22 protein-coding genes are annotated in these 25,139 nt (G+C 42.6%); 16 read left to right on the forward strand and 6 right to left on the reverse strand.

Translation table 11 applies throughout. From position 1 onward, the window contains the following. The first annotated feature begins 126 nt into the window (after positions 1–126). The 4 genes from H6G08_RS22375 to H6G08_RS22390 all read left to right on the forward strand — a co-directional run bounded on the left by H6G08_RS22375 (position 127) and on the right by H6G08_RS22390 (position 5,394). A complete protein-coding gene (locus H6G08_RS22375; protein ID WP_190546889.1) occupies positions 127–2,139 on the forward strand; it encodes a GspE/PulE family protein in 2,013 nt (670 codons plus the stop codon). A 127-nt stretch (positions 2,140–2,266) separates the two neighbouring features. After that, positions 2,267–3,382, forward strand: a complete 1,116-nt coding sequence (locus H6G08_RS22380) for a type IV pilus twitching motility protein PilT (RefSeq protein ID WP_096644156.1) — start codon at positions 2,267–2,269, stop codon at positions 3,380–3,382. A gap of 144 nt (positions 3,383–3,526) precedes the next feature. Next, positions 3,527–4,747, forward strand: a complete 1,221-nt coding sequence (locus H6G08_RS22385; protein ID WP_190546891.1) for a type II secretion system F family protein — start codon at positions 3,527–3,529, stop codon at positions 4,745–4,747. Between the two features lie 89 nt (positions 4,748–4,836). Continuing rightward, positions 4,837–5,394, forward strand: a complete 558-nt coding sequence (locus tag H6G08_RS22390; RefSeq protein WP_190546893.1) for a hypothetical protein — start codon at positions 4,837–4,839, stop codon at positions 5,392–5,394. A 205-nt stretch (positions 5,395–5,599) separates the two neighbouring features. On the opposite strand, the gene bioU is transcribed toward H6G08_RS22390, so the two are convergent. Next, positions 5,600–6,622, reverse strand: a complete 1,023-nt coding sequence (bioU, locus tag H6G08_RS22395) for a (S)-8-amino-7-oxononanoate synthase BioU (protein WP_190546895.1) — start codon at positions 6,620–6,622, stop codon at positions 5,600–5,602. A gap of 243 nt (positions 6,623–6,865) precedes the next feature. Here bioU and H6G08_RS22400 point away from each other — a divergent pair, with 243 nt between their 5' ends. From H6G08_RS22400 to H6G08_RS22430, 7 genes are all read left to right on the forward strand, one after another. Beyond that, entirely contained in the window at positions 6,866–7,213 is a 348-nt protein-coding gene (locus H6G08_RS22400) for a DUF6883 domain-containing protein (protein ID WP_190546898.1), read from the forward strand. Between the two features lie 19 nt (positions 7,214–7,232). Then, complete coding sequence (locus H6G08_RS22405; RefSeq protein WP_190546900.1) at positions 7,233–7,481, forward strand: DUF4926 domain-containing protein; 249 nt, start codon at positions 7,233–7,235, stop codon at positions 7,479–7,481. A 270-nt stretch (positions 7,482–7,751) separates the two neighbouring features. Next, positions 7,752–8,006: a hypothetical protein gene (locus tag H6G08_RS22410; protein ID WP_190546902.1), complete on the forward strand. Its 255-nt coding sequence runs from the start codon at positions 7,752–7,754 to the stop codon at positions 8,004–8,006. After that, entirely contained in the window at positions 8,003–8,350 is a 348-nt protein-coding gene (locus H6G08_RS22415; RefSeq protein WP_190546904.1) for a type II toxin-antitoxin system RelE/ParE family toxin, read from the forward strand. The genes H6G08_RS22410 and H6G08_RS22415 overlap by 4 nt, the downstream gene beginning before the upstream one ends. Before the next feature lie 124 nt (positions 8,351–8,474). After that, complete coding sequence (locus H6G08_RS22420; protein WP_190546905.1) at positions 8,475–8,711, forward strand: ChpI protein; 237 nt, start codon at positions 8,475–8,477, stop codon at positions 8,709–8,711. Continuing rightward, the gene (locus tag H6G08_RS22425; RefSeq protein ID WP_190546907.1) at positions 8,711–9,052 is read left to right on the forward strand and encodes a type II toxin-antitoxin system PemK/MazF family toxin; all 342 of its coding nucleotides are present in this window, start codon (positions 8,711–8,713) and stop codon (positions 9,050–9,052) included. Before H6G08_RS22420 ends, H6G08_RS22425 begins: the two co-directional genes overlap by 1 nt. A 460-nt stretch (positions 9,053–9,512) precedes the next feature. Continuing rightward, positions 9,513–11,795 (forward strand): FUSC family protein, encoded by a 2,283-nt coding sequence (locus H6G08_RS22430; RefSeq protein ID WP_190546909.1) that lies wholly within the window; start codon positions 9,513–9,515, stop codon positions 11,793–11,795. Between the two features lie 100 nt (positions 11,796–11,895). Here H6G08_RS22430 and H6G08_RS22435 read toward each other — a convergent pair whose 3' ends face one another. The 3 genes from H6G08_RS22435 to yidD all read right to left on the reverse strand — a co-directional run bounded on the left by H6G08_RS22435 (position 11,896) and on the right by yidD (position 13,564). Then, the gene (locus H6G08_RS22435; protein WP_190546911.1) at positions 11,896–12,339 is read right to left on the reverse strand and encodes a DUF2127 domain-containing protein; all 444 of its coding nucleotides are present in this window, start codon (positions 12,337–12,339) and stop codon (positions 11,896–11,898) included. A 39-nt stretch (positions 12,340–12,378) separates the two neighbouring features. Beyond that, positions 12,379–13,095 (reverse strand): M15 family metallopeptidase, encoded by a 717-nt coding sequence (locus H6G08_RS22440; RefSeq protein ID WP_190546913.1) that lies wholly within the window; start codon positions 13,093–13,095, stop codon positions 12,379–12,381. Positions 13,096–13,324: 229 nt separating this feature from the next. Next, entirely contained in the window at positions 13,325–13,564 is a 240-nt protein-coding gene (gene yidD, locus H6G08_RS22445) for a membrane protein insertion efficiency factor YidD (RefSeq protein ID WP_096644164.1), read from the reverse strand. A 64-nt stretch (positions 13,565–13,628) separates the two neighbouring features. On the opposite strand from yidD, the gene H6G08_RS22450 reads away from it, so the two are divergent. Both H6G08_RS22450 and H6G08_RS22455 read left to right on the forward strand, forming a co-directional pair. After that, positions 13,629–14,330 (forward strand): diacylglycerol/polyprenol kinase family protein, encoded by a 702-nt coding sequence (locus tag H6G08_RS22450; protein ID WP_390625906.1) that lies wholly within the window; start codon positions 13,629–13,631, stop codon positions 14,328–14,330. A 142-nt stretch (positions 14,331–14,472) separates the two neighbouring features. Next, complete coding sequence (locus H6G08_RS22455; protein ID WP_190546916.1) at positions 14,473–15,327, forward strand: peptidoglycan recognition protein family protein; 855 nt, start codon at positions 14,473–14,475, stop codon at positions 15,325–15,327. A 567-nt stretch (positions 15,328–15,894) separates the two neighbouring features. Here the strand turns inward: H6G08_RS22455 and ribBA are convergent. Next, entirely contained in the window at positions 15,895–17,700 is a 1,806-nt protein-coding gene (gene ribBA / locus H6G08_RS22460; RefSeq protein ID WP_190546918.1) for a bifunctional 3,4-dihydroxy-2-butanone-4-phosphate synthase/GTP cyclohydrolase II, read from the reverse strand. A gap of 468 nt (positions 17,701–18,168) precedes the next feature. Here ribBA and argC point away from each other — a divergent pair, with 468 nt between their 5' ends. Next, a complete protein-coding gene (gene argC, locus H6G08_RS22465) occupies positions 18,169–19,227 on the forward strand; it encodes an N-acetyl-gamma-glutamyl-phosphate reductase (RefSeq protein WP_190546920.1) in 1,059 nt (352 codons plus the stop codon). A gap of 119 nt (positions 19,228–19,346) precedes the next feature. Here argC and eno read toward each other — a convergent pair whose 3' ends face one another. Further along, positions 19,347–20,636 carry a phosphopyruvate hydratase gene (gene eno, locus H6G08_RS22470; protein WP_190546922.1) on the reverse strand — a complete coding sequence of 430 codons (1,290 nt, stop codon included), beginning with the start codon at positions 20,634–20,636 and terminating at the stop codon, positions 19,347–19,349. 327 nt (positions 20,637–20,963) lie between these two features. On the opposite strand from eno, the gene gloA reads away from it, so the two are divergent. Both gloA and clpB read left to right on the forward strand, forming a co-directional pair. Next, on the forward strand, positions 20,964–21,395 hold the full coding sequence (gene gloA, locus H6G08_RS22475; RefSeq protein ID WP_190546924.1) for a lactoylglutathione lyase: 432 nt from the start codon (positions 20,964–20,966) through the stop codon (positions 21,393–21,395). A gap of 853 nt (positions 21,396–22,248) precedes the next feature. Continuing rightward, on the forward strand, positions 22,249–24,915 hold the full coding sequence (gene clpB / locus H6G08_RS22480) for an ATP-dependent chaperone ClpB (protein ID WP_190546926.1): 2,667 nt from the start codon (positions 22,249–22,251) through the stop codon (positions 24,913–24,915). The last annotated feature ends 224 nt before the right edge of the window (positions 24,916–25,139 follow it).

Raw genomic sequence — 25,139 nt, forward strand, 5'->3', positions numbered from 1 at the left:
GTGGTGCTGGATTTTTTCGGCAGCAAGGAAAATTTTTGTCAGGAATTTACTCAATGTCAATGAGAATTATCTGCCACAGCCTGGGAATACTTTATTCAGAGGTTTTTCCCTATTCATTGCTCAATTATGACTTACTCGTCCCCGCAACGGCGCAGTACCGCTCTCACTACCAAAACAGAGTTTTCGCCCTTTGGCAATAAGCTAGTGCAGTCTGGCTATGTTAATAGCGAACAGATGCGGCAGGCTTTGATGGAAAGCCGCAAATCCGGCACTCCGTTAACGGAGACGCTGGAGTCAATTACTGGGCGACAACTATCACCTGAGTTACTCAGACAATACAAGAAACAGCAGTTATTTGAACTCAAAATACTATACGGTGTTGAATTCCTCGATCCGGAAGTCAACCAGCTAGGTAATACGATGGTGGGGAAACTCATTGAAACCCTCATCCCGGTAGATATTTGCCGTCGCCATCGCTTAATCCCTCTATCAAAACATGAAGACCAAAATCCACCCTGTGTTTTAGTGGCAATGGTCGATCCAGATAACCTGGAAGCTTCTGATGACCTGAATCGCATCTTGCGCCCCCAAGGTTTAGCTTTGCAGCGCATGGTAATTACCCAAGAGGACTACCAAAAGCTGATCAATCAATACCTAGATGAATTAGCTATTCGGCAAAAACATCTAGAGCAAGAAAAGTTTACAGATATCAATCAGGATCTGGAAAATCTTAACAATCTCGATATAGATGATGCGCCGGATGAGATGGAAGCTGACTTAGGCGCAGCGATGAAGGGTGCAGAAGATGCGCCGGTGATCAATCTGGTTAATAGAATTTTGGCGAAAGCCTTACACGAGAAGGTTTCAGATATTCATATTGAACCACAGGAAGAAAACCTGCGCATTCGCTTTCGTAAGGATGGGGTGCTGCGTGAAGCTTTCGATCCGCTACCGAAAAAAATCATTCCGGCAGTTACAGCTCGATTCAAAATCATCTCTAGCTTAGACATTGCCGAAAGACGTTTACCCCAAGACGGACGCATTCGCCGGATGTTTGAGGGACGCAAGGTGGATTTCCGAGTTAATACTCTACCCAGTCGCTATGGGGAAAAGGTTTGTCTGCGGATTTTGGATAACTCCTCCACCCAACTAGGTTTGAATAAGTTGATTACTGACCAGGAAACCTTAGATATTGTTAAGGACATGGTTAGTCGTCCCTTTGGGTTGATTTTGGTCACAGGCCCGACTGGTTCTGGTAAAACCACCTCGCTGTATTCAGCATTAGCCGAAAAGAACTCTCCGGGAATTAACATCAGTACAGTGGAAGACCCGGTTGAGTACAGTTTGCCAGGGATTACCCAGGTACAGGTAATTCGGGAAAAAGGGCTAGATTTTGCCACCGCTTTGCGGGCGTTTCTGCGACAAGACCCGGATGTGTTACTAGTGGGTGAAACTCGAGACAAGGAAACCGCGAAAACAGCGATTGAAGCAGCTTTAACAGGTCACTTAGTATTAACTACCTTACACACCAATGATGCCCCAGGCGCGATCGCTCGTTTGGGCGAAATGGGTATTGAACCTTTCATGGTTTCCAGTTCTTTGATTGGGGTATTAGCACAACGCTTGATGAGACGTGTTTGTCCTGATTGTCGTGTTCCCTATACTCCGACAACCGAAGAACTAGCGCGTTATGGTTTATCTGCTTCTCAAGAGGTGAATGTCACTTTTTACAAAGCTAACACCTTATCCAACGAAGCCCAAACCGAAGCCAAAGCTAAAGGTCAGGTTTGCCCAACTTGTAGTGGTATTGGTTACAAAGGACGTTGTGGTGTTTACGAGGTCATGAGAATCACCGAAAACCTACAAACCCTGATTAACGAAGAAGCACCAACAGAACGCATTAAAGAAGTAGCTGTGGAAGAAGGAATGAAAACCTTGCTGGCTTACAGCTTGGATTTAGTTCGCCAAGGTTCCACCACCCTAGAAGAAGTTGAGCGGGTGACATTCACTGATACCGGTTTAGAAGCTGAATTAAAAGCTAAACGCAAGAGTGGATTAACATGTCGCACTTGTGACGCCACATTACAACCAGAATGGCTAGATTGTCCCTACTGTATGACACCGCGTTTTTCGGATTAGTCAATAGTCATTGGTTATTGCTTATTGGCGATCGCCTAAATATTTATGCACGAACAACAACTAAAAATTGTATAGACGCGATTAATCGCGTCTCTAACAACTAACAACTAACTAGGGAAGTAAAACTATGGAAATGATGATTGAAGACTTGATGGAACAGATGATTGAAATGGGTGGTTCGGATATGCATTTATCCGCAGGTTTACCTCCCTATTTCCGCATCAGTGGCAAACTCACCCCCATAGGCGACCATGTATTAACCGCAGATCAGTGTCAGAGACTGATCTTTAGTATGCTCAATAATACCCAACGTAAAACCTTAGAGCAGACTTGGGAACTGGATTGTTCTTATGGGGTCAAGGGTTTGGCTCGTTTTCGCGTCAATGTTTATAAGGATCGTGGTTCCTATGCTGCTTGCTTGCGGGCGCTGAGTTCCAAAATTCCCAACTTTGATAAATTGGGACTACCAGATGTGGTTAGGGAAATGACAGAAAAGCCCAGAGGATTAATTTTGGTGACTGGGCCGACTGGTTCTGGTAAAACAACTACTCTCGCGGCGATGATTGACTTAATTAACCGCACCAAAGCCGAGCATATTTTGACAGTAGAAGACCCGATTGAATTTGTGTATGAACCAATTAAAAGCTTGGTGCATCAGCGCCAACTTGGTGAGGATACCAAAAGTTTTGCTAATGCTTTGAAAGCAGCTTTGCGGGAAGATCCAGATATTATTCTGGTAGGGGAAATGCGAGATTTAGAAACAATTTCCTTGGCTATTTCGGCTGCGGAAACCGGACACTTAGTATTTGGTACCTTACACACTAGCTCTGCTGCTCAGACAGTTGACCGGATTATTGACGTTTTTCCCCATGAAAGACAAACTCAAGTGCGGGTACAATTATCTAACTCTTTAGTGGCAGTATTTAGCCAAACTTTAGTACCCAAGAAAAATCCTAAACCAGGTGAATATGGTCGGGTAATGGCACAAGAAATTATGATTATTACCCCCGCTATTTCTAACTTGATTCGTGAAGGAAAAACATCGCAAATTTACTCAGCAATTCAGACTGGCGGTAAATTGGGTATGCAAACTCTAGAAAAAGTTTTAGCCGATTTATATAAAGCTGGAACTATCTCCTTTGAAGCAGCGATGTCTAAGACTTCTAAACCGGATGAAATTCAACGTCTAATTGGTGGAGCGCCACCACAAGCTGCTGGTGCTGGGGCTAAAGCTCACCACTAATTAATGCACAAATGAGAGGGCAAAGGGTGTAAATGAGGCAGAGGAATCAGTTGCACAATAAATCAGAACTATTGCTGATTACATATTGCCTCTTTACCCTTAATTATTGACTATTGACTCTTGACTATTGTGAATTTATAGCCTATGCCTAACTATGTTGCCCGTGTTCGGGATGCACAAGGAAAATCCAGAACTGAAAAATTAACGGCTGAATCTCTGGCTCAAGCCCGTAATAATCTAAGAGATTTAGGTTTTGTGGTTCAAGACTTAAAAGAATCTCAAGGTAGATTCAGTTTTGATCTACAGAAATTCAAGAACTCGATGGTTAGTGTGTCTGTAAAGGATAAAGCGGTTTTTTCGCGTCAATTTGCCGTTTTAACTAATGCAGGTGTAGCTATTGTCAGAAGTTTAGGTGTACTGGCAGAGCAGTGCAGCAATCCTAAATTAAAAGCGGCTTTAACTGACATTGGGAATGATGTCCAAACCGGTACAAATCTTTCCGATTCAATGAGGAAACATCCTCAGTGCTTTGATAATTTATATGTCAGTATGGTGCAAGCTGGGGAAATTGGTGGTGTTCTCGATGAAGTTTTAAATCGTTTAGCTAAGTTATTAGAAGATGTTGCTCGGTTACAAAACCAAATTAAAGCAGCATTGTCTTATCCAGTTGTTGTGGGTTTTTTAGCAACTAGTATTTTCGTTGGGATGACGGTTTTTTTGATTCCCATTTTTGCCAAAATTTTTAAAGATATCGGTATAGAATTACCTGCTCTAACACAATTTTTGATGAATTGTAGTGAGGTCTTACGCAGTTTTTGGTCGCTAGTAATTATTGCTGGATTTATAGGATTGAAAATTGCCTATAACCAGTATTACAAAACCCCCGTTGGTAAACTTACTATGGACCGTGTTGCTTTGAAAATGCCTTTGTTTGGTGATTTGATTCAAAAAACCGCAGTTGCCCGCTTTAGCCGGACTTTTGGGGCGTTGACTCGTTCTGGCGTACCAATTCTAACTTGTTTAGAAATTGTTCGGGATACATCAGGTAACCAAATTGTAGCTAATGCCATAGATGCAGCCCGGATAGAAATTCAGCAAGGTGGCATGATTAGTGTTGCTTTGCAAAAAGAGGCAGTTTTTCCAGCTATGGCTATTCAGATGATTAGTATTGGTGAAGAAACTGGGGAATTGGATGGAATGTTAATGAAAGTTGCCGATTTCTATGAAGATGAAGTTGAGCAAGCTGTTAAAGCATTAACGAGTGTATTAGAACCACTGATGATTGTGGTTTTAGGGGGAATGGTGGGGACGATTTTGTTAGCAATGTATTTGCCGATGTTCAAAGTATTTGAAAAGATGGGCTAAAAAAAAGATTGTACAACAAAGTCGGAAGTATGAAATGTTTCTGCTTCCGACTTTATTATTGACTATTCATATTTTCGACTTGTAAAAATATGCCTGTGCAAAAATCTGATTATGAAGTTACTTTAGCAGAGTATAGTCATCATCAAGCAGCGATCGCTTTATTAAAACAGTATCGACCATACTTAGAGATGATTCCCAGTCTGCGCCGTCCTCATGAAAGTGTGATCTCTATTCCATTACCTATTGTGCGTCTGCGTCAAACTGAAACCACACCTGCCCAAACAACTTGTGTGCCTTGTGATATCGCTATATTAATGTGCGATCCAGAATGGAAAATTAAAACGGGAGCGGAGATTTTAATTTTTATTCATCGTCCCCATGAAGATTTTTCTGATTTGTTGGGACGGTGGCGCAAAACTCAAGTTCTTCTCGATAGTAATTATGAGTGGTTAATGCCCGAACGCCACCATCATATTTTTAGTGAAGGGGCTAATTCTGTTTATCCCTTGTTTGTAGTCTTTAGCGAGACTTCCGAACGTATTCAACGGGGACTAGTAGGTGCAGAACTACCCTTTATTATGCAAAAGCCGGAATACCTAGATGAAGATGAAAACAGGGATGAAGAGGGGCTAGAGGCTAGGGGCTAGGGACTAGGAATTTTAGATTTTAGATTTTGGATTTTAGATTCAAATACAATCCAAAAGACGCTCGCGGACTCGCTCTAAGCGAAGCTATGCCGTTCGCGTAGCGTCTCCGACAGGAGAAGGCTTTACGCTGCGCTATCGCAAATCCAAAATCCAAAATTGTTTCAATGCCCCATGCCCAATGCTCCATGCCCCATGCCCCATGCCCCTATTTCACAAATTGCGGCATAATTTCGGCAGCAGTAAAGATTCCATAGATGCTGCGTTGGTGCAATTGCTGACCGGCTTTGAGATAACCAAAGGCAGGGCCGCAGACATTGGCTGCCATGCTGGTTTCATCACCTAAAGTAAAGGTATGGGTGGAAATTTTACCTTCAAAGGTGCGTCCTGTAACTTTAACGTTGGTGCTGAGGGGTTTTTTGGGATTGCGCGTATCCACTACACCACCAACAGTGACGCGATCGCGATCGCATATCCCGGCTACCTCTAGCATAATATCATCGGCGTGTTCCATATTCTCTAAGGTCAGCACACCGTTGGTTTTATCTAGTAGGGCTTCGACTTCCGCATCACTCATTGCCCTAGCTGCTTCTACTGAATAACCAGGCATGTGTCCAATATCTTCACGAACGGTAGCGCGGTAAGCTTCCCAATTGGCAATTCCTACCCCAAAGGTAATTTCTACTTTGTGAATTTCGGCGTAGCTTTGGGCGGCTAAAGCGGCTGCGGCTGTTAATAATCCTGGTGTCGCGCCACATCCTGTCATGTAGGTGATACCTGCGGCTTGCAGTTCTGCTTTCATCGCCAGTAGTTGTTCCACTGCACTGGTGCGCTTAATTGCATCTACTAAAACCCCTTGCCAACCTGCGGCGATAAATTGTTTGGCAACAGAGGGAATAAAATCGTTGGGTAAATTAGGTAATGCTAGAAAATACCCATCTACAGGTTGCTGAGTATCGATTAAATCTTGAATACTGTTGTTTGTTAAAGTCCCAACTGGCTCTAAATAACCCACCGAACCTTGAGATTGGTAGGTAGCAATACATTCTTTGATATCTAAACCTTCAGCAGCATAAGCGAAGCCTTTTTGATCTGCTACTGCTACTAAAATCATTTCCCGTTTACCAGCAAGTACCTTGGCGGCTGCTTGTCCGAGTCCGCCGAAACCCAGTACTCCTACTCGTATCGCTGGCGAAATATTAAGAGAATTTTTGACTGATTCTGGATTCATAGTCAATTTGTGGAGTTGAATCGAAAGCTTTCAGCATTTCAGCTTATGGCTGATGGCTTTTAGCTATAGAGGTTAATTATCGTTCATTATCCTGGTTTATTCCATCCACATACTCGCTTTTTTACCGGAAATTCTTTGTTGGCCATTTTGAATTCAGTAACTACTGTAAGTGGTAATACCATTATTAGGCATTTTCTATGTTTATATTCCCCAGAATCTCTAATTACTCTAAAAATAAAAATTATGTCTAATTCACTTAATTTGCTTCCAAATGCAGAAAATGCAGTCGTTGATATTCGTAAATTGCGTGACTACTGCCTCAATCCAGAGCATGATGAAGGCAAACATAAAGCCCGTCTCTTTTCATCAATTCTGGGTATGACAGCTGACAATGCTGAGGAATTGCGTCAGATTATTCTTCAAGTTGTCAAAACTCATGAAGTTCGTTTGGGAAGGCGTGATGAATTTGGACAACGCTACACTCTAGATTTCACATTGGAATGGCAAGATAGAAGTGCGACCATTCGCAGTGCTTGGATTATCGAAGAAGGTTCTGATGTACCAAGATTAACTACCTGCTATCCTCTGTAATATTTGGATGTGATACAAGATGACTAAAAGTACAATTAAGTTACTGGATGTAATAGCACTGACAGTTGATCTACCTGAATATAATCTGTGGCGTGGTCAAGTTGGCACAGTAGTAGAATTATTAGCTGGTGGAGCTGCATTTGAGGTTGAATTTAGCGATCGCAATGGGCGCACATACGAATCTGTCGGTTTACGCTCAGAGCAAATTATGGTGTTACATTTTGAACCAACTTCTCCTGATTCAGTACCGGAAACGGTAACAGTGTAAGTGAGGGAAAGTGATGCTTTGGTTGGGCTACGCCTACACATTTATATATAAAAACGTGACACCTAATTCTTCGTCCAGCGCCAAAATTACGGGTTGCTTGGGACGAAGCTTTTGCAGCAATGGCAGAATAACAGGATGATATTCTCCTAGATGACTTAAATACAACTGACTGGGATCGGGTTGAGCGGTAATGTTGCACCTGATTCAGCAGCTTTTTCGTCAGTTCTTCCCTAGAATGATATTGAGCAACCTTTGGCAGAATATACCAATATGACGATTGTTGTTTCCCTTAGTCCTGAATTAGAAGCACGATTGCTAGAGAAAGCTGCAAGACAAGGGCAAGATGTGAGTTTTGTAGCAGCCGAATTACTAGCTAGCGCTCTTGAGTGGGAGTTGCAAGACTCACAGGAGGCTATCCAGGGTATTCAGCAAGGATTAAATGACTTTGATGCAGGTATGTTTCGTAGTTTTGAGGAGTTTGCTGAAGAAAAACGTCGCAAGTATAATCTGCCAGCTGATTCATGAAATACCGCATTGAAATTTCTAGTGTGGCTGAGGCTGAGGCAGATCGTGCTTTTTTACAGTTGTCTCAACTTACATCCCCTAGCAAAGCGAGTCAATGGTATGCAGGATTACTACTGGTGATTGAATCTTTGTCGCAAATGCCAAAGCGATGTTCTCTAGCAAGAGAAAACGAGTACTTTAGCCAAGAAATTCGTCAGATTCTTTATGGTCGAGGACGTAACTCATACCGTATACTTTTTACAATTTTGGAGAATCAAGAAGTATCTACAGTTCGAGTTCTTCATATACGTCATGCTGCACAGCAAACTCTTGGCGAACCTCCCAATAATCCTGATGAGATTTAATGCTTTATTGGCATAGTCGAAAAGAAAACTCAAGAAATATAAAATCAGAAGTGCGATCGCATTCCGCACCATTAGGTTAAAACTGAGCGATAAGATAAGGGTATAACCGTAGTTATACCAGTCTATGAAAACAGCCATTTCCATTCCCGATTCACTGTTTGAAGCTGCGGAAAATTTTGCTAAACGAATGGGGCTATCCCGTAGCGAGTTATATGCTAAGGCAATCCAAGAATACTTAAAAGCGCATAGCGGCGATCGCATTACGGAACAGTTGAATGCTGTGTACGCTGAGGAAGACAGTAGCCTCGATCCGTTGCTTGTTCAGCTTGAGCTTCAAACTTTGTCTGAGGACACCTGGTAATGCAACGAGGTGAAATTTGGTGGGCAGAACTGCCAACATCTGTTGCGTCTGAACCTGGATACCGCAGGCCAGTTTTGATTGTTCAATCTAATGATTTTAATCGCAGCCGAATTAGAACTGTGATTGTAGTTGCATTAACTACTAACCTGCGATTGGCTGATGCTCCGGGTAATGTTTTAGTTACTACTGATGAGACAGGTTTACCCCAAGATTCTGTTGTGAATGTGTCTCAAATCATTACTTTAGACAAGTCATTTTTGACGGAGCAGGTTAGCCAAGTTAGCGATCGCGTAATGTTTCTCGTTGAAGATGGTCTGCGGATGGTTCTGGCGTTACTCTAACTATATCTACAGAATTCAAAACTGGAACGATCGCGTTTTGAAGTCGTGTAATGCCTGCGGTAGGATGCGCTTACGCCTTTTTTAGTTGATAATTCATGTTTAAAGCTGCAACTTCCGAGTTCGCCAGTCAAACATTCGCCCTTTTTGCTCGACAATTCATGTTTAAAACTGCAACTTCCGAGTTCAAAACTTGAACAATGGTGTTCGCAAGTCAAACATTCGCCTTTTTTACTCGACAATTCATGTTCAAAGCTGCAACTTCCGAGTTCCGAACTTGAACGATGGTGTTCGCAACTCGAATTGTCACTCTTTTTTCTCAAAAATTCATGTTCAAAGCTGTAACTGCCAAAATTTTCTTAGCTTCTGCCTTCTGCCGTCTGCCTCCTGCCGTCTTCCACTAGTTACAATTCTCTAAGAAGCGATCGCGCTTTACTTGTTTCCCACAATCCCAGCCTAAATAATGCCATCTACAGATATAGGTTCTTTTAGTTGGCTGTTACAACAGTTTCAACTCAAGCCAGGTAAGCCAGCATTTGTCTACGGATTGCGGACTATTTTGGCGCTAGGTGTTCCGATTGCTGTCGGAATTATCACTGGTTATGGTGCAGCTAGTGCGATCGCAGTTATGGCGGCGATGTTCGTGAATATGGTGGATGTGGGCGGCGCTTATCGTCAAAAAGCCACGGCGATGATGGCAGCAACTATTGGGGTAACTGTAGCGTTCCTGTTAGCAAATTTAGTCAGCAGCACTATTTGGTTAGCACTTCCCACAACATTCATTGTCATCTTTTTCGCAGGTTTAGCGGGGCTGTTTGGCAGTGTGGCGGCTTCTGTCAGCTTGGTGATTTCGATTATGTATGTGGTGGCGCTGGCGAAATTTGCTTCATTTCCCGATTTATCTGCTGTGTTGTGGCAATGTTTGTTATCTCTAGCTGGGGGAATTTGGGCAATGGTGCTGTCTTTAGGGTTGTGGACGATACGTCCTTACACACCCGTGATGGAGTCTGTTGCTAAATGTTATCTCTCATTGAGTAAATTCGTGGAATTAGCCAGCCAGAGAGTGTTAAATCTGGAAGATATGCAAAATTGGGCACAACAATTTTTGCAAGCCCAGGATACTGTGACACAGGATTTAACTGATGCGCGGAATAATTGGGCATCTGTGTGGACTAGACAAAAAACCGTGAATTTACGGGGCAATCAGTTACTAATTTTAATCGAGGATGCCAACCAAATTATTAATTCTGTGGTGGCTGAGGTAGAATTATTAGCGATCGCTTCTTCAAGCCCCTTGTTTTCTGGGTTACAGCAGGAAATTTGGCAAGTAATGGCAGAGTTGGCAATTGCACTACAAACTCTCTCAGCCGCAATTGTTAAAGGTAGAAGTTCAGTTCACCTGGGAGATTTAGATAGAAAGATTGAAGCATTAGAACATCAATGGTTAATATTGCGCAGTCAAGTTGTTAGTCGAACAAACGATCTGCAAATAGATGAATATGCGGATTTAGTTAACTTACGGAAGATTGCAACTAGTCTGACAAAGCTGACTCAACAGCTTCATACCGATGGTGAGATTGTAGCTAATTTGCGTACAGGAAAACGCCATAGCCACATTTGCCGAGAAATTTCGCCTCCACAGCCATCAGAGGGCTTTTCTTGGATAAATACGCTACGGGATAATCTTAATTTTGATTCAGTTTTGTTTCGTCATGCCCTACGCCTAGCATTAATTACCACAATTGCCGAACTGGTAGCCTCAATATTGCAATTTCCCACAGGCTATTGGGTAACGCTAACAGCCGTAGTTGCACTTAAACCGAATTTTGGCGGAACTACCCAGACAACAGTGCAACGTGTCCTTGGTACTTTTATTGGTGGGATAATTGGTATTACTCTGGTTGTGCTGATCAAGAATCCCGTGGCGATCGCAATTTGGATTTTGCTGCTGATGTTTACGGCGATGTCAGTGCGATCGTTAAGCTACAGCCTATTTACTATGATGCAGACTCCCGTAATCATTCTGTTACTGAATGTTATTAGTACAGGTGGCTGGCAGATTGGAGTATTGCGGATTATTGATACCCTCGCTGGGGGAGTATTAGTACTGCTGGGTAGTTATTTGTTGTTTCCCCGTTGGGAACGTCAGCAACTCCCCACCCAACTAGAAAAAACCATAGGTGCAAATCTTGTCTACTTTCAACAAGTCATTGCTAATTATCTCAATTCTCGACAAGATACTACTGATGCTATTAACAAGCTACGCCATCAAGCTGCAATAGAAAACGTCAATGCTGAGGCGTCTGCACAAAGATTATTTAGCGAACCCCGTCACGTTCAAGGTGAAATCGAACCTGTAATGACGCTAATGATTTATATTCGCGCTTTTTTTAGTTCAGTGACAACCTTAGGCGAACATTTACAGGAATTTAGCGGCGATTATCAATTTACTGAACTCAAGCGATTAGCTGATGCGATTATCCAAGTTTTAGAGAACTTAGCCCAAGCACTGCAACAACAACAGTCACCACAACCCTTACCAGAACTAGATAGTTATCTCGAAGCAATTCACAATGAAATTGAACAGCTACATACAGTGCGGATATCAGAAATAGCCACAAATCCTCATGCTGTAACGCCGACATTACAAGCCGTGCGCGAACAAACTACCCTATCCACCGAGTTAGAGCGGATTGTCAATGAAGTTAAAATTATGCATTGTGCGATCGCGCTTTTGCAAAAATAATTGTCAGGGAAGAAAGGCAGAGGGCAGATGGCAGAAGGGGAGAAGATAAAAATTCAAAATTCAAAATTCAAAATTCAAAATTAAAGACATTGTTAATTGATTATTTATGCTTAGGAAAATTCCGAAATAAATACCATAAAACCACTACGTTAATTATAAATACAATTAATTTAATGGGGGATATTCCCCGAATTAGTTCATAAATTTCTGGGGAAATACTGATACCAACTAGGACTAATACTAAAATATGTGCCCATTGCTTTTCATACCATAAACCAATAGCTTCAATGGCAGTAACAATGGCATAAATACCAGCACCAATTCCGCTAAAAGCTAAAGTTTTAGGATTAAAGTTGAGAATTTTTTCTACAATCCAATCAATAATTCTGGCTTTACCTTCTAAAACATAATTTTGAGAAAAGTCTTGCAGATATTGATAATTTTTTAATGCAAATAATAAAGCTATAGCAGTAATCATCAATAGTGAAGCAGTAAAAGCCTTGTAAAAAACAATGGCTTTTAAGCCAAATGAACGCTGTTTCAAATAACCTCCTCAGTAAGAGAATTCTAACTCAAAAATATATTAAGCATCTATTTTTAGGCGTCCATAGCGAGCTGTGAAAGAATTTTCCGGGTTAGATTGATTAGATAACCAAGCCCACATTTGATCGCCAAAAGAAAAATGCCACCATTCTCTAGGGTTGCGTTGAAAACCAGCTCTTAACATGACATCGCATAATAACTGACGATGTGCATGATATTGCTGTGCTTGTGGATCTTGATTATTAGCATAGTAATCAGGAAGCGATCGCGCTGACATTTCATCAATTGGCGAACCCATATCAACAATTTGTCCTTGCTCGTTTACCAAAGTCACATCTATTGCTGCACCTGTACTATGAGGTGGGGGCGTTTTCTCATCTAAGCTAGGAGCCGCCCAAATTTGATAAACTAATTCCCACAGTTCTTGGCGTTGGGTTGGTGATAACTCCGCTTCAGTCAATCCTCTCTCATTTAAGGCTTGAGCAAAACTATAATCGACCATAAACTGTTGCACAGCTACCGGGCGATAAGCATCAAATATTTGAATGTACCAATGAGGACGCAGTAATTGAAGATAATTTTGCGCTTGAATTAAATTTTCTACCACAGTCTGCCGCAAATAATAGGGAGAATGTACTCCATAAGGTGCGCCTAATTTTTCATAAGGATGGGGAGATTCCACAGCAAATAGTTGTAAAGGAATCTCTACTAATGGTTCACCACATTCGCAGATTTGGATTTGGTGATAGGGTCTCATTCTCTATTTTGGATTTTGGATTTTAGATTTTGGATTGAGAGTGCTAATTATATCCCCGATTTTTTCTAAAAGTCGGGGATCTAGAAACAAAACCACATCTATTTTGAGAACCATAGTTTTAAAAGTAGTGGGAGCATCTTGCTCCCTGGTGGTAGTAGCGGGCAAGATGCCCGCACTACTCCTGGTTTCAAAATGGACGAGGTTAAATCAAAATTCATCAAATGAAACATCAGCAGCAATCTTTGGTTTTTTCAACTACCTCTGGTACTGGATCGTAACCACCGGGATGAAAGGGATGACAGCGTAATATGCGGCGAATTCCCATCCAAGTCCCCCGTAAAGCACCAAATCTCTCAATGGCTTGCATGGTGTACATAGAACAAGTCGGCTGAAAGCGACAGGTTGGGGGAAATAGGGGTGAAATAAACATTCTGTAGCCCTGAATCAGCCAAATCAATATTATTTTCATAGTCGCAACCAAATCTAATAAAGTAGAATGAGGACGCCAATTTTTCTTTCTAGTAATATCTTTGGTGAATACTTTTCCTGCTTTAGACTCAATTTCTCCTTTATGGCTACAAATTGCGATCGTTGCGGTTTGGGTGTTATTTATTTTAGCGATCGCTTGGGCAGTTAATCGCCTCGACCATAAAGATCCAGAAATTGTCCGCAAGATAGCGCATATTGGCATTGGTAATGTGATTTTACTCGCTTGGTGGTTAAATATTCCGGCTAGTCTTGGCATTACAGCTTCAATTTTAGGTAGCGCAGTCACCTTATTGTCCTACCGTTTGCCGATTCTCCCAGGAATTAATAGCGTTGGGCGTCAAAGTTTGGGGACATTTTTCTACGCTGTTAGTTTTGGCGTCCTCATTGCTTGCTTTTGGTATTTGCAACAACCCCACTACGCAGCCTTAGGTATTTTAGTCATGACATGGGGAGATGGACTAGCAGCTTTAATCGGTCAGCGCTTTGGTAAACATAAGTATAAAGTTTTTGGCTCCCAAAAAAGCTGGGAAGGTTCTTTGACGATGACTCTAGTTAGTTACCTCGTCAGCAGTTTAATTTTGCTCGGCGTTCAAGGGAATATTTGGCAAACTTGGGTAATATCTCTGTTAGTGGCGGTTGTAGCTACAGCTTTAGAAGCGGTTTCGCTGTTAGGTATTGATAATTTAACAGTTCCTCTAGGAAGTGCGGCTTTAGCGTTTCTGTTAGTTGAGCAATTGGTTTTCTAAGCCACTGTCTAAAATCCTGAGTTACAAACAATATCAGGCTGGCTTAACAAAATTACGGAAGTTTAACAAGTATACTAGTAACCTAGTTTTCAATAAATTCAAGATATTAAAATTACAATAGCTGTTTTATAAGTATAAAAAAATGAGATTTAGAGAATGGGCGACTAAGGTTATGCTAATTTGCCTATTGTTCGCCACTCTAATTTTGGCGCTGTTTGCTGGAAAATCCACCAAACCACAGAGCGATACTGCAAGCGCGATGTCAGATATTACATCGTGGAGTGAGTATCCTAAGGCACAATTACAATCAGCAAAAACTCAGGAGCGTGAATCTCAGGAGGAATTACTGAAATCACGGGTGAAAAAAAGTCCGCCTTTAGCTAGGTATAAAACAACTGCGGCTTTTGCTAAATACAAACCTCGGTATGAAGTTCGACCTGTAAATCCAACTAACTACGGTGAAAGATACGCTAAAGATATTTATGGTGCAGTATTACGCAATCAGCCGATTATAGTGCTACATGAAACGAGTAATTCTGCATCGAGCGCGATTAACTTTTTTCAAACACCTCATGACAATGAAAATATCCAAGCGAGTTATCACACTTTAATTAGGCGAGATGGAACGGTGGTTTATCTCATTCCACCAGAAAAGCGGGCTTTTGGTGCAGGTAATTCGGTATTTCAGGGGTCTGATGGTTTGGAAACGGTGAAAACTAACCCGAATTTACCGCCATCGGTGAACAATTTTGCCTATCATGTTTCATTGGAAACACCGCCGGAAGCTTGGGGAAATAATCGTATCCAATCGCATAGTGGCTATACTGATGCACAATATTATTCTCTGGCTTGGTTAATTGCTCAAAGCCAAGTTCCTGACGATCGCATCACAACTCATCAAGCTGTAGATCGTTCAGGTCAAAGAGTCGATCCGCTCAGTTTTGATTTTAATAAGTTTTTCTATTTACTTCATTCTTACCGTCAAAGTATTTCCTAATTGATAATTCGTAATTATTTACACACGATATAGGACTCATATCTGATTTCTGAAATACACGTAGTGGCATGGCAAGGCTAAAATGTTGCAATAAATTTCTGCTTCTACTCTGTGTTCTCTGCGCCTCTGCGGTTTGTTAATGCACTATTTTAAGCTTGTCACGCCACTACAGATACATAGATTTTTTCATAAATCAAATCGGATTCCTATACAGCATATTTTATGGCGAGTAGGGGCATGGCAGTGCCCATTGGTGTCAACTTAAATTAAAATGCTTACCCCACAAGCCTTTTACCCCTCCCCTCACCCCTCCCCTTGCCAAGGGGAGGGGAAGTTTTGGCTTTAGACAAAACTGGGGTGGGGTAACGCGGAGCTTAATGGTAAGTGATGGAATTAAAAATCGAGTCTTGGCAAGGGTTTCTCGTTAAGTTGACACCAATGGGCACTGCCATGCCCTTAATAATTATCTATACCTCACCAAGTTGCAATCTGCTGTATTTTATTGAACCACAGAGGCGCAGAGAACACAGAGAGAAGAGGAGGATTGTAATTCATGATAATTACGAATTACGAATTACTAAAGCTATAGATTTGCTGAGTTTCTAAGCGATCGCAAATTGCTGAGGGTAATGTACCATCTGTAAAGGTCTGGCGATCTAGTTGAACTTGTAGGTTCGTTAGCGGATCGTTACCGACTGAAATCAGAAATTCGAGTTTTTGAATTTCCGGTAAACTCAGTAAATGGTCGAGAATTTGGGCGATCGCTTGGAGATAAGGATGATTTCTTTGCTGATACCAATCGCTAGCAGCTACTTTCGGTTGGTCAAAACCTAAGTGTACTGTTAAGGATGGTTTATCAAAAAGAGCGATCGCTAATGGTCGCGCTTCTTCTTGTAGCAATAGGTGATGATTTTTCGCCAAATTCCGAATTTTTTCTAGGCGTTCATAGCGTTGTGTCACCGATTCGGGATCGTCTTGCCAATGAATTGCTACTGTGACTAAATAAGTTTGCAGTAGCATGTGACCTAGTTTCTGTGCTTTGGTGGCTAGGTAGTAAGAATTGTAGTCATTCGCCTCAATCAATAACGGAACGCGATCGACTACTTCCAAGCCATAGCCTTTAACCCCCGCAATTTTCCGGGGATTATTGGTAATCAGGCGGATTTTTTTGATACCCAAATCCATGAGCATTTGCGCACCCATACCATAATCTCGCAGGTCAGCCGCAAATCCTAAGCGCTCGTTGGCTTCTACTGTATCCAAGCCCATATCTTGTAAGGAATAGGCTTTGAGTTTGTTAATTAACCCAATTCCTCGTCCTTCTTGACGCAGGTATACGACAACACCTTGTCCAGCCACTTCAATCATCTTTAATGCGGCTTGCAGCTGCATTCGACAGTCGCAGCGCAAAGAACCTAAGGCGTCGCCAGTTAAACATTCTGAGTGCATCCTGACCATCACTTCTTGGTCTTTGAAGCTGGCGGGATCGCCCTTGACAATGGCTACATGTTCGCAATTATCGAGGGTGTGGCGGTAAGCATAGATTTTGAAGTGACCGAACTGAGTCGGTAACTCAGCAATGCTTTCACGAGTAACTAAGCGATCGTGCTGGAGCCGATAACTAATTAAGTCAGCAATACTAATAATTTTGAGATTGTGACTGCGAGCATACTCAATGAGCTGGGGTAACCGCGCCATTGAACCATCGGGGTTTTGAATTTCACAAATGACCCCAGCCGGATATAACCCTGCTAATCGAGATAAGTCTACAGCTGCTTCTGTATGTCCCGCCCGCTTGAGTACGCCACCTTCTTTAGCGCGAATCGGGAAAATATGACCAGGACGACGTAAATCTAAAGGTTTGGTGGCTGGGTTCAGGGCTACTTGAATAGTCCGGGCGCGATCGTCGGCGGAGATCCCGGTACTGACACCCAAATGCGGCCCAGCGTCAATGCTGACGGTAAAAGCTGTCTGGTTAGTATCTGTAAGCTTGCTCACCATTAACGGTAAGTCTAGTTCATCGAGGCGATCGCCTGTCATTGCCAGACAAATCAATCCCCTAGCTTCCACTGCCATGAAATTAATGGTGTCGGGTGTCGCAAATTGGGCTGCACAAATTAAGTCGCCTTCATTTTCCCGATTTTCGTCATCTACCACGACGATCACCCGACCAGCTTTTAAATCCGCTAAAGCTGCATCAATGGAATCAAACTTAAATGGTGAACTATTACCGTTATCAGCTGACGCTGCGCCATCATTTTCTGACTCAGGCGAGCGATCGAGCGTTTGCTCTAGCGGAGCGATTCCAGTGCTCTGGTCGCTAGAGTTTAAAGAAGTGGCTTGTGACTGCTGTTTAGTCTTAGGCTTTGACACAGAGTAATTCCAGCTACCAAAAGTAAATTTTTTTTACAATTTCTTCTTTTAGATTGTAGCTCGTTTAATGGGCATAGGAGTACATTGGCATTGAATTGATATCATGACCAGAATTTGTGCTTTAAAATTAAGGTTTATTACTCAAATGCAGCAGCAATACGTCTTTAACGGCAGTATACTGTCAAGCTCATACCATTAAATAACAGGTGTGGGATTGTGTGAATATGACATTTTCACAAGGTTTGATTTGTTATGTACTGAAGTCAGCAAGCAGTTGATACTCCCACCCCTGGGAAGAAAAAACGCAAAAACTGACTTTTGGTGAGACCATAGAATCTCATTGCTATTAAGTTTGGAGCCATCTATACCCTGGCTCAATTCCGTGGCTAATTGCGCCTTGCGCTTCTGGTCGCTGATATGTTGATAGCTAAGAACTCATAAACAAAAGCGGATAAGGATTTTATCATTATGGGCAAAAATGGACGCGTACCAGTTGGGATTGTTGGCGCGTCAGGCTATGGCGGAGTACAGTTAGTTCGCTTACTAATGGATCATCCAGAAGTCGAACTAGTTTATTTAGGCGGTGAGAGTAGTGCAGGTAAACCCTTTGCGGATCTCTACCCCCATCTGGCTCATGCAGTTAACCTGCCAATTGAAGCGGTAGATTCAGAAATTATCGCCCAGCGCTGTGAAGCAGTATTTTTATCTCTACCAAATGGTCTGGCTTGCCAAATTACGCCAAAACTGATAGAAAAAGGCATTAAAGTGCTGGATCTCAGTGCTGATTATCGATTTACGAATTTGGCAACCTATACCACTTGGTATGGGACAGAGAGAAGCGATCAAAAAGTAGCAGCTTCAGCAGTCTACGGATTACCAGAACTTTATCGCGATCGCATTGCCGAAGCGCAGCTAGTAGGCTGTCCCGGTTGCTATCCCACAGCTAGTCTTCTAGCGCTTTCACCACTCTTAAAGCAGGGCTTAATTATGCCCGAAACCGCCATTATTGACGCAAAATCTGGTACATCTGGTGGCGGAAGACAAGCGAAAATTAATATGCTCTTAGCTGAGGCAGACAACTCCCTCGCTGCATACGGAGTTGCGCGTCATCGCCATACCCCAGAAATTGAGCAAATTTGTAGTGAATTGGCAGGACACGAACTCACAGTTCAATTTACACCCCATCTCATCCCAATGGTGCGCGGGATTTTGGCTACTGTATATGCCACACTCCGCGATCCCGGTCTTGTCAGGGATGATATGGTAACAATTTATAATGCCTTTTACCGTAATGCTCCTTGGGTCAAAGTCTGCGAAAGCGGCGTATACCCGCAGACTAAGTGGGCAAGCGGTAGCAATCTTTGCTATATCGGTATAGAAGTTGACCCGCGTACCAGGCGCGTGATTGTGATGTCAGCAATCGATAACCTAATTAAAGGGCAAGCGGGTCAAGCGATTCAGTGTTTAAACATCATGATGGGTTGGGATGAAACCTTAGGGTTGCCTAAGTTGGGGTTTTATCCGTAATGGGGCATTGGGCATTGGGCATGGGGCATTGAAAAAAATTTTGGATTTTGGATTTTAGATTTTAGATTGGAATCCAAAATCGCAAATCTAAAATCTAAAATTCTCCCTGCCCCTAGCCCCTACTTCGGCCCTAAGCCAACTGCACCGGCATACAGGGCGCGATCGCCTAATTCATCTTCAATGCGCAGCAAGCGGTTGTATTTGGCAACTCTTTCGCTACGACATAAAGAACCTGTTTTGATTTGACCGGCACGGGTAGCAACCGCTAAATCCGCAATTGTGGTGTCTTCTGTTTCGCCGGATCTATGGCTAATTACTGAGCGGAAACCGTTGCGGGTAGCGAGGTCAATTGTTTCCAAAGTCTCGGTCAAAGAACCAATTTGATTGAGTTTAATCAAAATGGCGTTGCCGGCTTTTTGTTCAATGCCTTTTTGCAAGCGAGTAGCGTTAGTTACAAATAAGTCATCGCCAACCAATTGCACCTGGGAACCTAACTTCTGGGTGAGCAATTGCCAACTCTGCCAATCTTCCTCATGTAAGCCGTCTTCAATGGAGACAATGGGGTATTGGCTAACTAACTGGGCTAAATAATCAATAAATTCTGTGGGTGCATGGGGTTTACCATCGTAAACATACTGCCCATTTTTGTAAAATTCGCTAGCGGCTACATCTAAAGCTAAGGCTACTTGTTCTCCGGGTTTGTAACCTGCTTTCTCGATGGCTGCAACTAGCAATTCCAAGGCTACCTGATTCGATTCTAAGTTGGGTGCAAAGCCACCTTCATCGCCCACACCAGTTAGTAAACCCTTTTCATCCAATACCTCGCTCAGGGTTGCAAATACTTCCGCACCCCAGCGCAAAGCTTCTTTAAAAGAAGAAGCGCCAACTGGGACAATCATAAACTCTTGAAAATCTACGTTGTTTGCTGCGTGGGCACCACCGTTAATGACGTTCATCAATGGTACTGGCAACAAATTCGCTAAAGGCCCGCCCAAATAGCGATATAAGGGAATTCCCAGGGATTCAGCACCAGCTTTGGCGGCGGCGAGAGAAACTGCCAAAATTGCGTTTGCACCTAAATTAGCTTTGTTGGCAGAACCATCGAGGGCAATCATTGTCCGGTCGAGGAGTTCTTGGTTTAGGACATCCAAGTTTAATAACTTTGGTGCCAGTACCTCTTGGACATTTTGTACTGCTTTGAGTACACCTTTACCGCCATAACGGCTTTTATCTTTATCCCGGAGTTCGTGGGCTTCAAAAGTGCCGGTAGAGGCTCCACTGGGAACTTGTGCTAGTCCGACAGCACCGTTGAGCAAATGTACTTCTGCTTCAACTGTAGGTCTACCCCGCGAGTCGAGAATTTCACGGGCAACAATTGCCTCAATGGCAGAATCTAAAATTGTACTCATGTGTGGTTGATCCTTTGTTTCCTTGTTTAGAAATGCGATCGCTTAACAATCGCCAACAGTACAGTCAGTCATTTACCCAATCGCTAGCATAGGCGTTTACGTGACGCTGTAGGCTGAGATTAAAGAATATTTCCGGTGATTACGTCAACTGATTGACAATTGGGTATGGGCATGGGGCATTGGGCATTGGGCATTGGGCATTGGGCATGGGGCAGACGCGATGAATCGCGTCTCTACAATTGTCTTCCTTGTCCCCCTTGTCCTCCTTGTCCCCCTTGTCCCTGCGTAGCAAATTAAAATCGGTAAAGAACTAATCAGGAGTTAATGATGCGCTTACTTCATACAATGCTACGGGTGGGCAATCTTGAAGAGTCTTTGAAATTCTACAGTGAAGTCCTGGGGATGAAATTACTGCGGCGAAAAGATTATCCAGATGGGAAATTTACACTAGCTTTTGTGGGCTATGGTGACGAAAGTGACCATACGGTTCTCGAACTAACTTACAACTGGGGGGTGGAAAAATACAATTTAGGTGATGCCTACGGTCATATTGCCCTTGGTGTTGATGACATTTACGGCACCTGTGAAGAAATCAAAAAACGTGGCGGTAAGGTAGTGCGGGAACCTGGCCCAATGAAGCACGGGACTACCGTCATTGCATTTGTAGAAGATCCAGATGGGTATAAAGTAGAACTGATTCAATTGGGTACTCAGGGACACGAGAAAAAACAGGAATCACAAACACTGGTAGCGCAGTAATTATCAAAAAATAATTCGGCTCGCCCAGTTTAGCGCGAAGCAGTGCCTGGGGCTAAAGATTAATTTTCCGAGTTATCGGATTTTCAGTCAAGACTGGATGACTCAGGCATTGCGATCGCGATCGCTCAAAATTGTAAAGAAGTAATTTCGATTACTTCGTACTTCTCCAAACAAACTCATACCACAAATAGCTGTTTGTTGAAGTATCTCTATGTTATGGAACTGAAAGATTTATCTGTTAACAAACTCATCGGAAAATTGATTAACAAATTCACTGTAAATGCCTTTTGTGATTTTCCTGAGTCTACTCAGCAGTAGCTAGATGCGGTGAGAAAGCTCAACTCTATGCGATAGCATGACTTATAGGCAGATCTCACAAAATAGGTAATGTGTTGCACTACAATCAATTACTAAGTTTAAATTGCAACTTCAGATACAAGCTAATACATGGCAATAATGTTTCGATATTTGATATGAAGTTAGGATATAAAGCTTTTCCTTTGCATTAAATCCAAAACCCTAGCCCCTAGCCCCTAGCCCCTAGCCCCTTTTCTCAGGCAGTAAGAACATCGCTATTAGGACTTACGCACCGAACACAAAAACCCTCACCAGGGTGGTCAAAAGTCAAAAGTCAATGGTCAAAATTCAAGTTTTTGGACTATGGACTATTGACCATTGACAAAAAGCATGAAAAATATCTGACACTGCGTAAGTCCTAGCTATATATTGCGCTTTTTGTGCGTTTATTCCTCCCTAATCGCCAATTTATACAGTAAAATTCGCCACCTAATGTCAGTCAAGTCAACCTGACAGTGGCTCTTAAATTTGAAATCTCCACCAGAAAATTCTCAAGATGCAACCTACAGATCCCAATAAATTTACTGATAAAGCCTGGGAAGCAATTGTTAAATCTCAGGATATAGTCCGTGCTTATCAACAACAGCAATTAGATGTTGAACATTTAATTATTGCTCTGTTAGAAGAACCTACTAGTTTAGCAATACGTATTCTCGCCCGCTCTGAGGTCGATCCGATTCGCTTGCAAGAGCAACTGGAAGCTTTTACCAAAAAACAACCGAGAGTGGGTAAAAGCGATCAACTGTACTTAGGACGTAGTTTAGATGTTCTCCTCGATCGCGCTGAAGAAAATCGCGTCAGGATGAAAGATGGCTTTATTTCTGTAGAACATATATTGCTGGCTTTTGCTGAAGATGAGCGGATTGGGCGACGACTCCTGAAAGGCTTTAATTTAGATATTAGTAAGCTAGAATCGGTAACCAAAACTGTGCGTGGTAGTCAAAAAGTTACCGATCAAAATCCAGAGTCTCGCTATGAAGCTTTGCAAAAATTTGGCAGAGATTTGACAGAACAAGCAAAATTAGGCAAGCTTGACCCAGTAATTGGGCGCGATGATGAGATTCGCCGGGTGATTCAGGTATTATCGCGTCGCAGTAAAAATAATCCCGTATTAATTGGCGAACCGGGAGTTGGAAAAACTGCGATCGCGGAAGCTTTAGCTCAACGCATGGTAAACGGTGACGTTCCTGAATCGCTAAAAAACCGTCAGCTAATTTCTCTAGATATTGGTAGTTTAATTGCTGGTGCCAAATACCGAGGTGAGTTTGAAGACCGATTAAAAGCAGTTCTCCGGGAAGTTACGGAATCAAACGGGCAAATCGTTTTGTTTATTGACGAACTGCACACTGTTGTGGGTGCGGGTTCCAATCAACAAGGGTCAATGGATGCAGGGAATTTACTTAAACCCATGTTAGCGCGGGGTGAGTTGCGTTGTATTGGCGCGACTACTCTAGATGAGTTCCGCAAACACATTGAGAAAGACGCAGCTTTAGAACGGCGGTTTCAGCAGGTATTTGTCGATCAACCCACTGTAGAAAATACAATTTCCATCTTGCGGGGGTTGAAAGAACGTTATGAAGTGCATCACAACGTTAAAATTTCTGATTCCGCCTTAGTAGCTGCTGCCACTTTGTCAGCGCGTTATATTTCTGACCGATTTTTACCAGATAAAGCCATTGACTTAGTAGATGAAGCCGCCGCCCAGTTGAAAATGGAGATCACCTCCAAACCGGCGGAATTGGAAACTATCGACCGTCGCCTGATGCAGCTAGAAATGGAAAAGCTGTCATTAGCTGGGGAAGATAAAGGTACGCCGCAAACCAAGGAACGTTTGCAGCGAATTGAAGAAGAAATTAGCACATTGACAGTTAAACAGCAAAAATTTAACGATCAATGGCAAGGTGAAAAGCAGCTATTGGAAGCAATTAGTGCTTTAAAGAAAGAAGAAGACGCTTTACGGGTACAAATTGAGCAAGCAGAACGAGATTATGACCTAAATAAAGCTGCTCAATTGAAGTATGGCAAATTAGAAGGAGTACAGCGCGATCGCGAAGCTAAAGAAGCACAACTGTTAAAAATTCAAAGTACAGGCGCTACCCTACTGCGAGAGCAAGTTACAGAAGCCGATATTGCGGAAATCGTCGCTAAATGGACAGGAATCCCCGTAAATCGCCTGATGGAGTCAGAAAGACAGAAATTACTGCAACTTGAACATCATTTACATCAACGAGTAATTGGACAACAAGAAGCAGTCACAGCCGTAGCTGCAGCCATTCGCCGTGCTAGGGCGGGGATGAAAGACCCCAGTCGCCCAATTGGTTCATTTTTGTTTATGGGGCCTACAGGCGTAGGTAAAACAGAACTCGCTCGCGCTTTAGCACAGTTTCTCTTCGATTCTGATGATGCTTTAATCCGCTTAGATATGTCCGAGTACATGGAAAAGCACTCGGTTTCTCGGTTGGTAGGTGCGCCTCCAGGGTATGTTGGCTATGAAGAAGGCGGTCAACTTTCCGAAGCTGTGCGCCGTCATCCTTACTCTGTGGTGTTATTGGATGAAGTCGAAAAAGCTCACCCCGATGTGTTCAATATTTTATTGCAAGTATTGGAGGACGGTAGAATTACTGATTCCCAAGGCAGAACAGTAGATTTTCGCAACACTGTGATTGTGATGACCAGTAACATCGGTAGCGAACACATCCTCGATGTATCTGGTGATGACTCCAAGTATGCAATGATGCAAAATCGGGTAATGGAAGCTTTGCGATCGCACTTCCGCCCAGAATTTGTCAATCGTGTGGATGAACCTGTGATCTTCCATACCCTCAGTCGTTCTGAAATGCGCAATATTATCTACATTCAACTGAAACGTGTAGAAAATCTCCTGAAAGAGCAAAAAATTTCTTTTGAAATCTCTGCTGCTGCTTGCGACTATTTAGTAGAAACAGGTTACGATCCCGTTTATGGTGCGCGTCCCCTAAAACGAGCAATTCAAAGGGAAATTGAAAACCCCATCGCTACTAAATTACTAGAAAATAGCTTTATTTCTGGAGACACAATTCAGATTGACAAAGGTGAAACCGGACTGACTTTTAATAAAAAAGTCACAGTGAAAGTAGCACCACAAACCACTGTTCAGTTGTTAGAACCTTCGGCTGATATTTAAAACATTTTCAGCGTATAGAGGCGTTTCCTTAAACGTCTCTACATTCAAATTGCAATTTAATTACTCATACCAATTCTCTATAGCAATCCTCAATGAATTATAAATACTTACAGCATATTTCAAATAAATGAGGTACAAGCTTCGGGGCAAATCCCCGTATGTAGCGTAAGCCGCTCTGTTAAACCTACCCAAAATTACCCAAGTCTAGACTTAACTGGACATGC

Origin of the sequence: Calothrix anomala FACHB-343 (assembly GCF_014696435.1) — a bacterium.
Classification (GTDB): Bacteria; Cyanobacteriota; Cyanobacteriia; order Cyanobacteriales; family Nostocaceae; genus Aulosira; species Aulosira anomala_A.

Bases quoted from the DNA above. Each gene is read 5' to 3' on its own strand.
- gloA (WP_190546924.1), top strand. From the start codon at position 20,964: ATGCGCTTACTTCATACAATGCTACGGGTGGGCAATCTTGAAGAGTCT.
- H6G08_RS22415 (WP_190546904.1), top strand. From the start codon at position 8,003: ATGAAATACCGCATTGAAATTTCTAGTGTGGCTGAGGCTGAGGCAGAT.
- H6G08_RS22410 (WP_190546902.1), top strand. From the start codon at position 7,752: ATGACGATTGTTGTTTCCCTTAGTCCTGAATTAGAAGCACGATTGCTA.
- H6G08_RS22385 (WP_190546891.1), top strand. From the start codon at position 3,527: ATGCCTAACTATGTTGCCCGTGTTCGGGATGCACAAGGAAAATCCAGA.
- eno (WP_190546922.1), bottom strand. From the start codon at position 20,636: ATGAGTACAATTTTAGATTCTGCCATTGAGGCAATTGTTGCCCGTGAA.
- H6G08_RS22455 (WP_190546916.1), top strand. From the start codon at position 14,473: ATGAGATTTAGAGAATGGGCGACTAAGGTTATGCTAATTTGCCTATTG.
- H6G08_RS22400 (WP_190546898.1), top strand. From the start codon at position 6,866: ATGTCTAATTCACTTAATTTGCTTCCAAATGCAGAAAATGCAGTCGTT.
- H6G08_RS22390 (WP_190546893.1), top strand. From the start codon at position 4,837: ATGCCTGTGCAAAAATCTGATTATGAAGTTACTTTAGCAGAGTATAGT.
- H6G08_RS22405 (WP_190546900.1), top strand. From the start codon at position 7,233: ATGACTAAAAGTACAATTAAGTTACTGGATGTAATAGCACTGACAGTT.
- H6G08_RS22425 (WP_190546907.1), top strand. From the start codon at position 8,711: ATGCAACGAGGTGAAATTTGGTGGGCAGAACTGCCAACATCTGTTGCG.
- H6G08_RS22430 (WP_190546909.1), top strand. From the start codon at position 9,513: ATGCCATCTACAGATATAGGTTCTTTTAGTTGGCTGTTACAACAGTTT.
- H6G08_RS22420 (WP_190546905.1), top strand. From the start codon at position 8,475: ATGAAAACAGCCATTTCCATTCCCGATTCACTGTTTGAAGCTGCGGAA.
- H6G08_RS22375 (WP_190546889.1), top strand. From the start codon at position 127: ATGACTTACTCGTCCCCGCAACGGCGCAGTACCGCTCTCACTACCAAA.
- H6G08_RS22440 (WP_190546913.1), bottom strand. From the start codon at position 13,095: ATGAGACCCTATCACCAAATCCAAATCTGCGAATGTGGTGAACCATTA.
- bioU (WP_190546895.1), bottom strand. From the start codon at position 6,622: ATGAATCCAGAATCAGTCAAAAATTCTCTTAATATTTCGCCAGCGATA.
- yidD (WP_096644164.1), bottom strand. From the start codon at position 13,564: ATGAAAATAATATTGATTTGGCTGATTCAGGGCTACAGAATGTTTATT.
- argC (WP_190546920.1), top strand. From the start codon at position 18,169: ATGGGCAAAAATGGACGCGTACCAGTTGGGATTGTTGGCGCGTCAGGC.
- clpB (WP_190546926.1), top strand. From the start codon at position 22,249: ATGCAACCTACAGATCCCAATAAATTTACTGATAAAGCCTGGGAAGCA.
- H6G08_RS22380 (WP_096644156.1), top strand. From the start codon at position 2,267: ATGGAAATGATGATTGAAGACTTGATGGAACAGATGATTGAAATGGGT.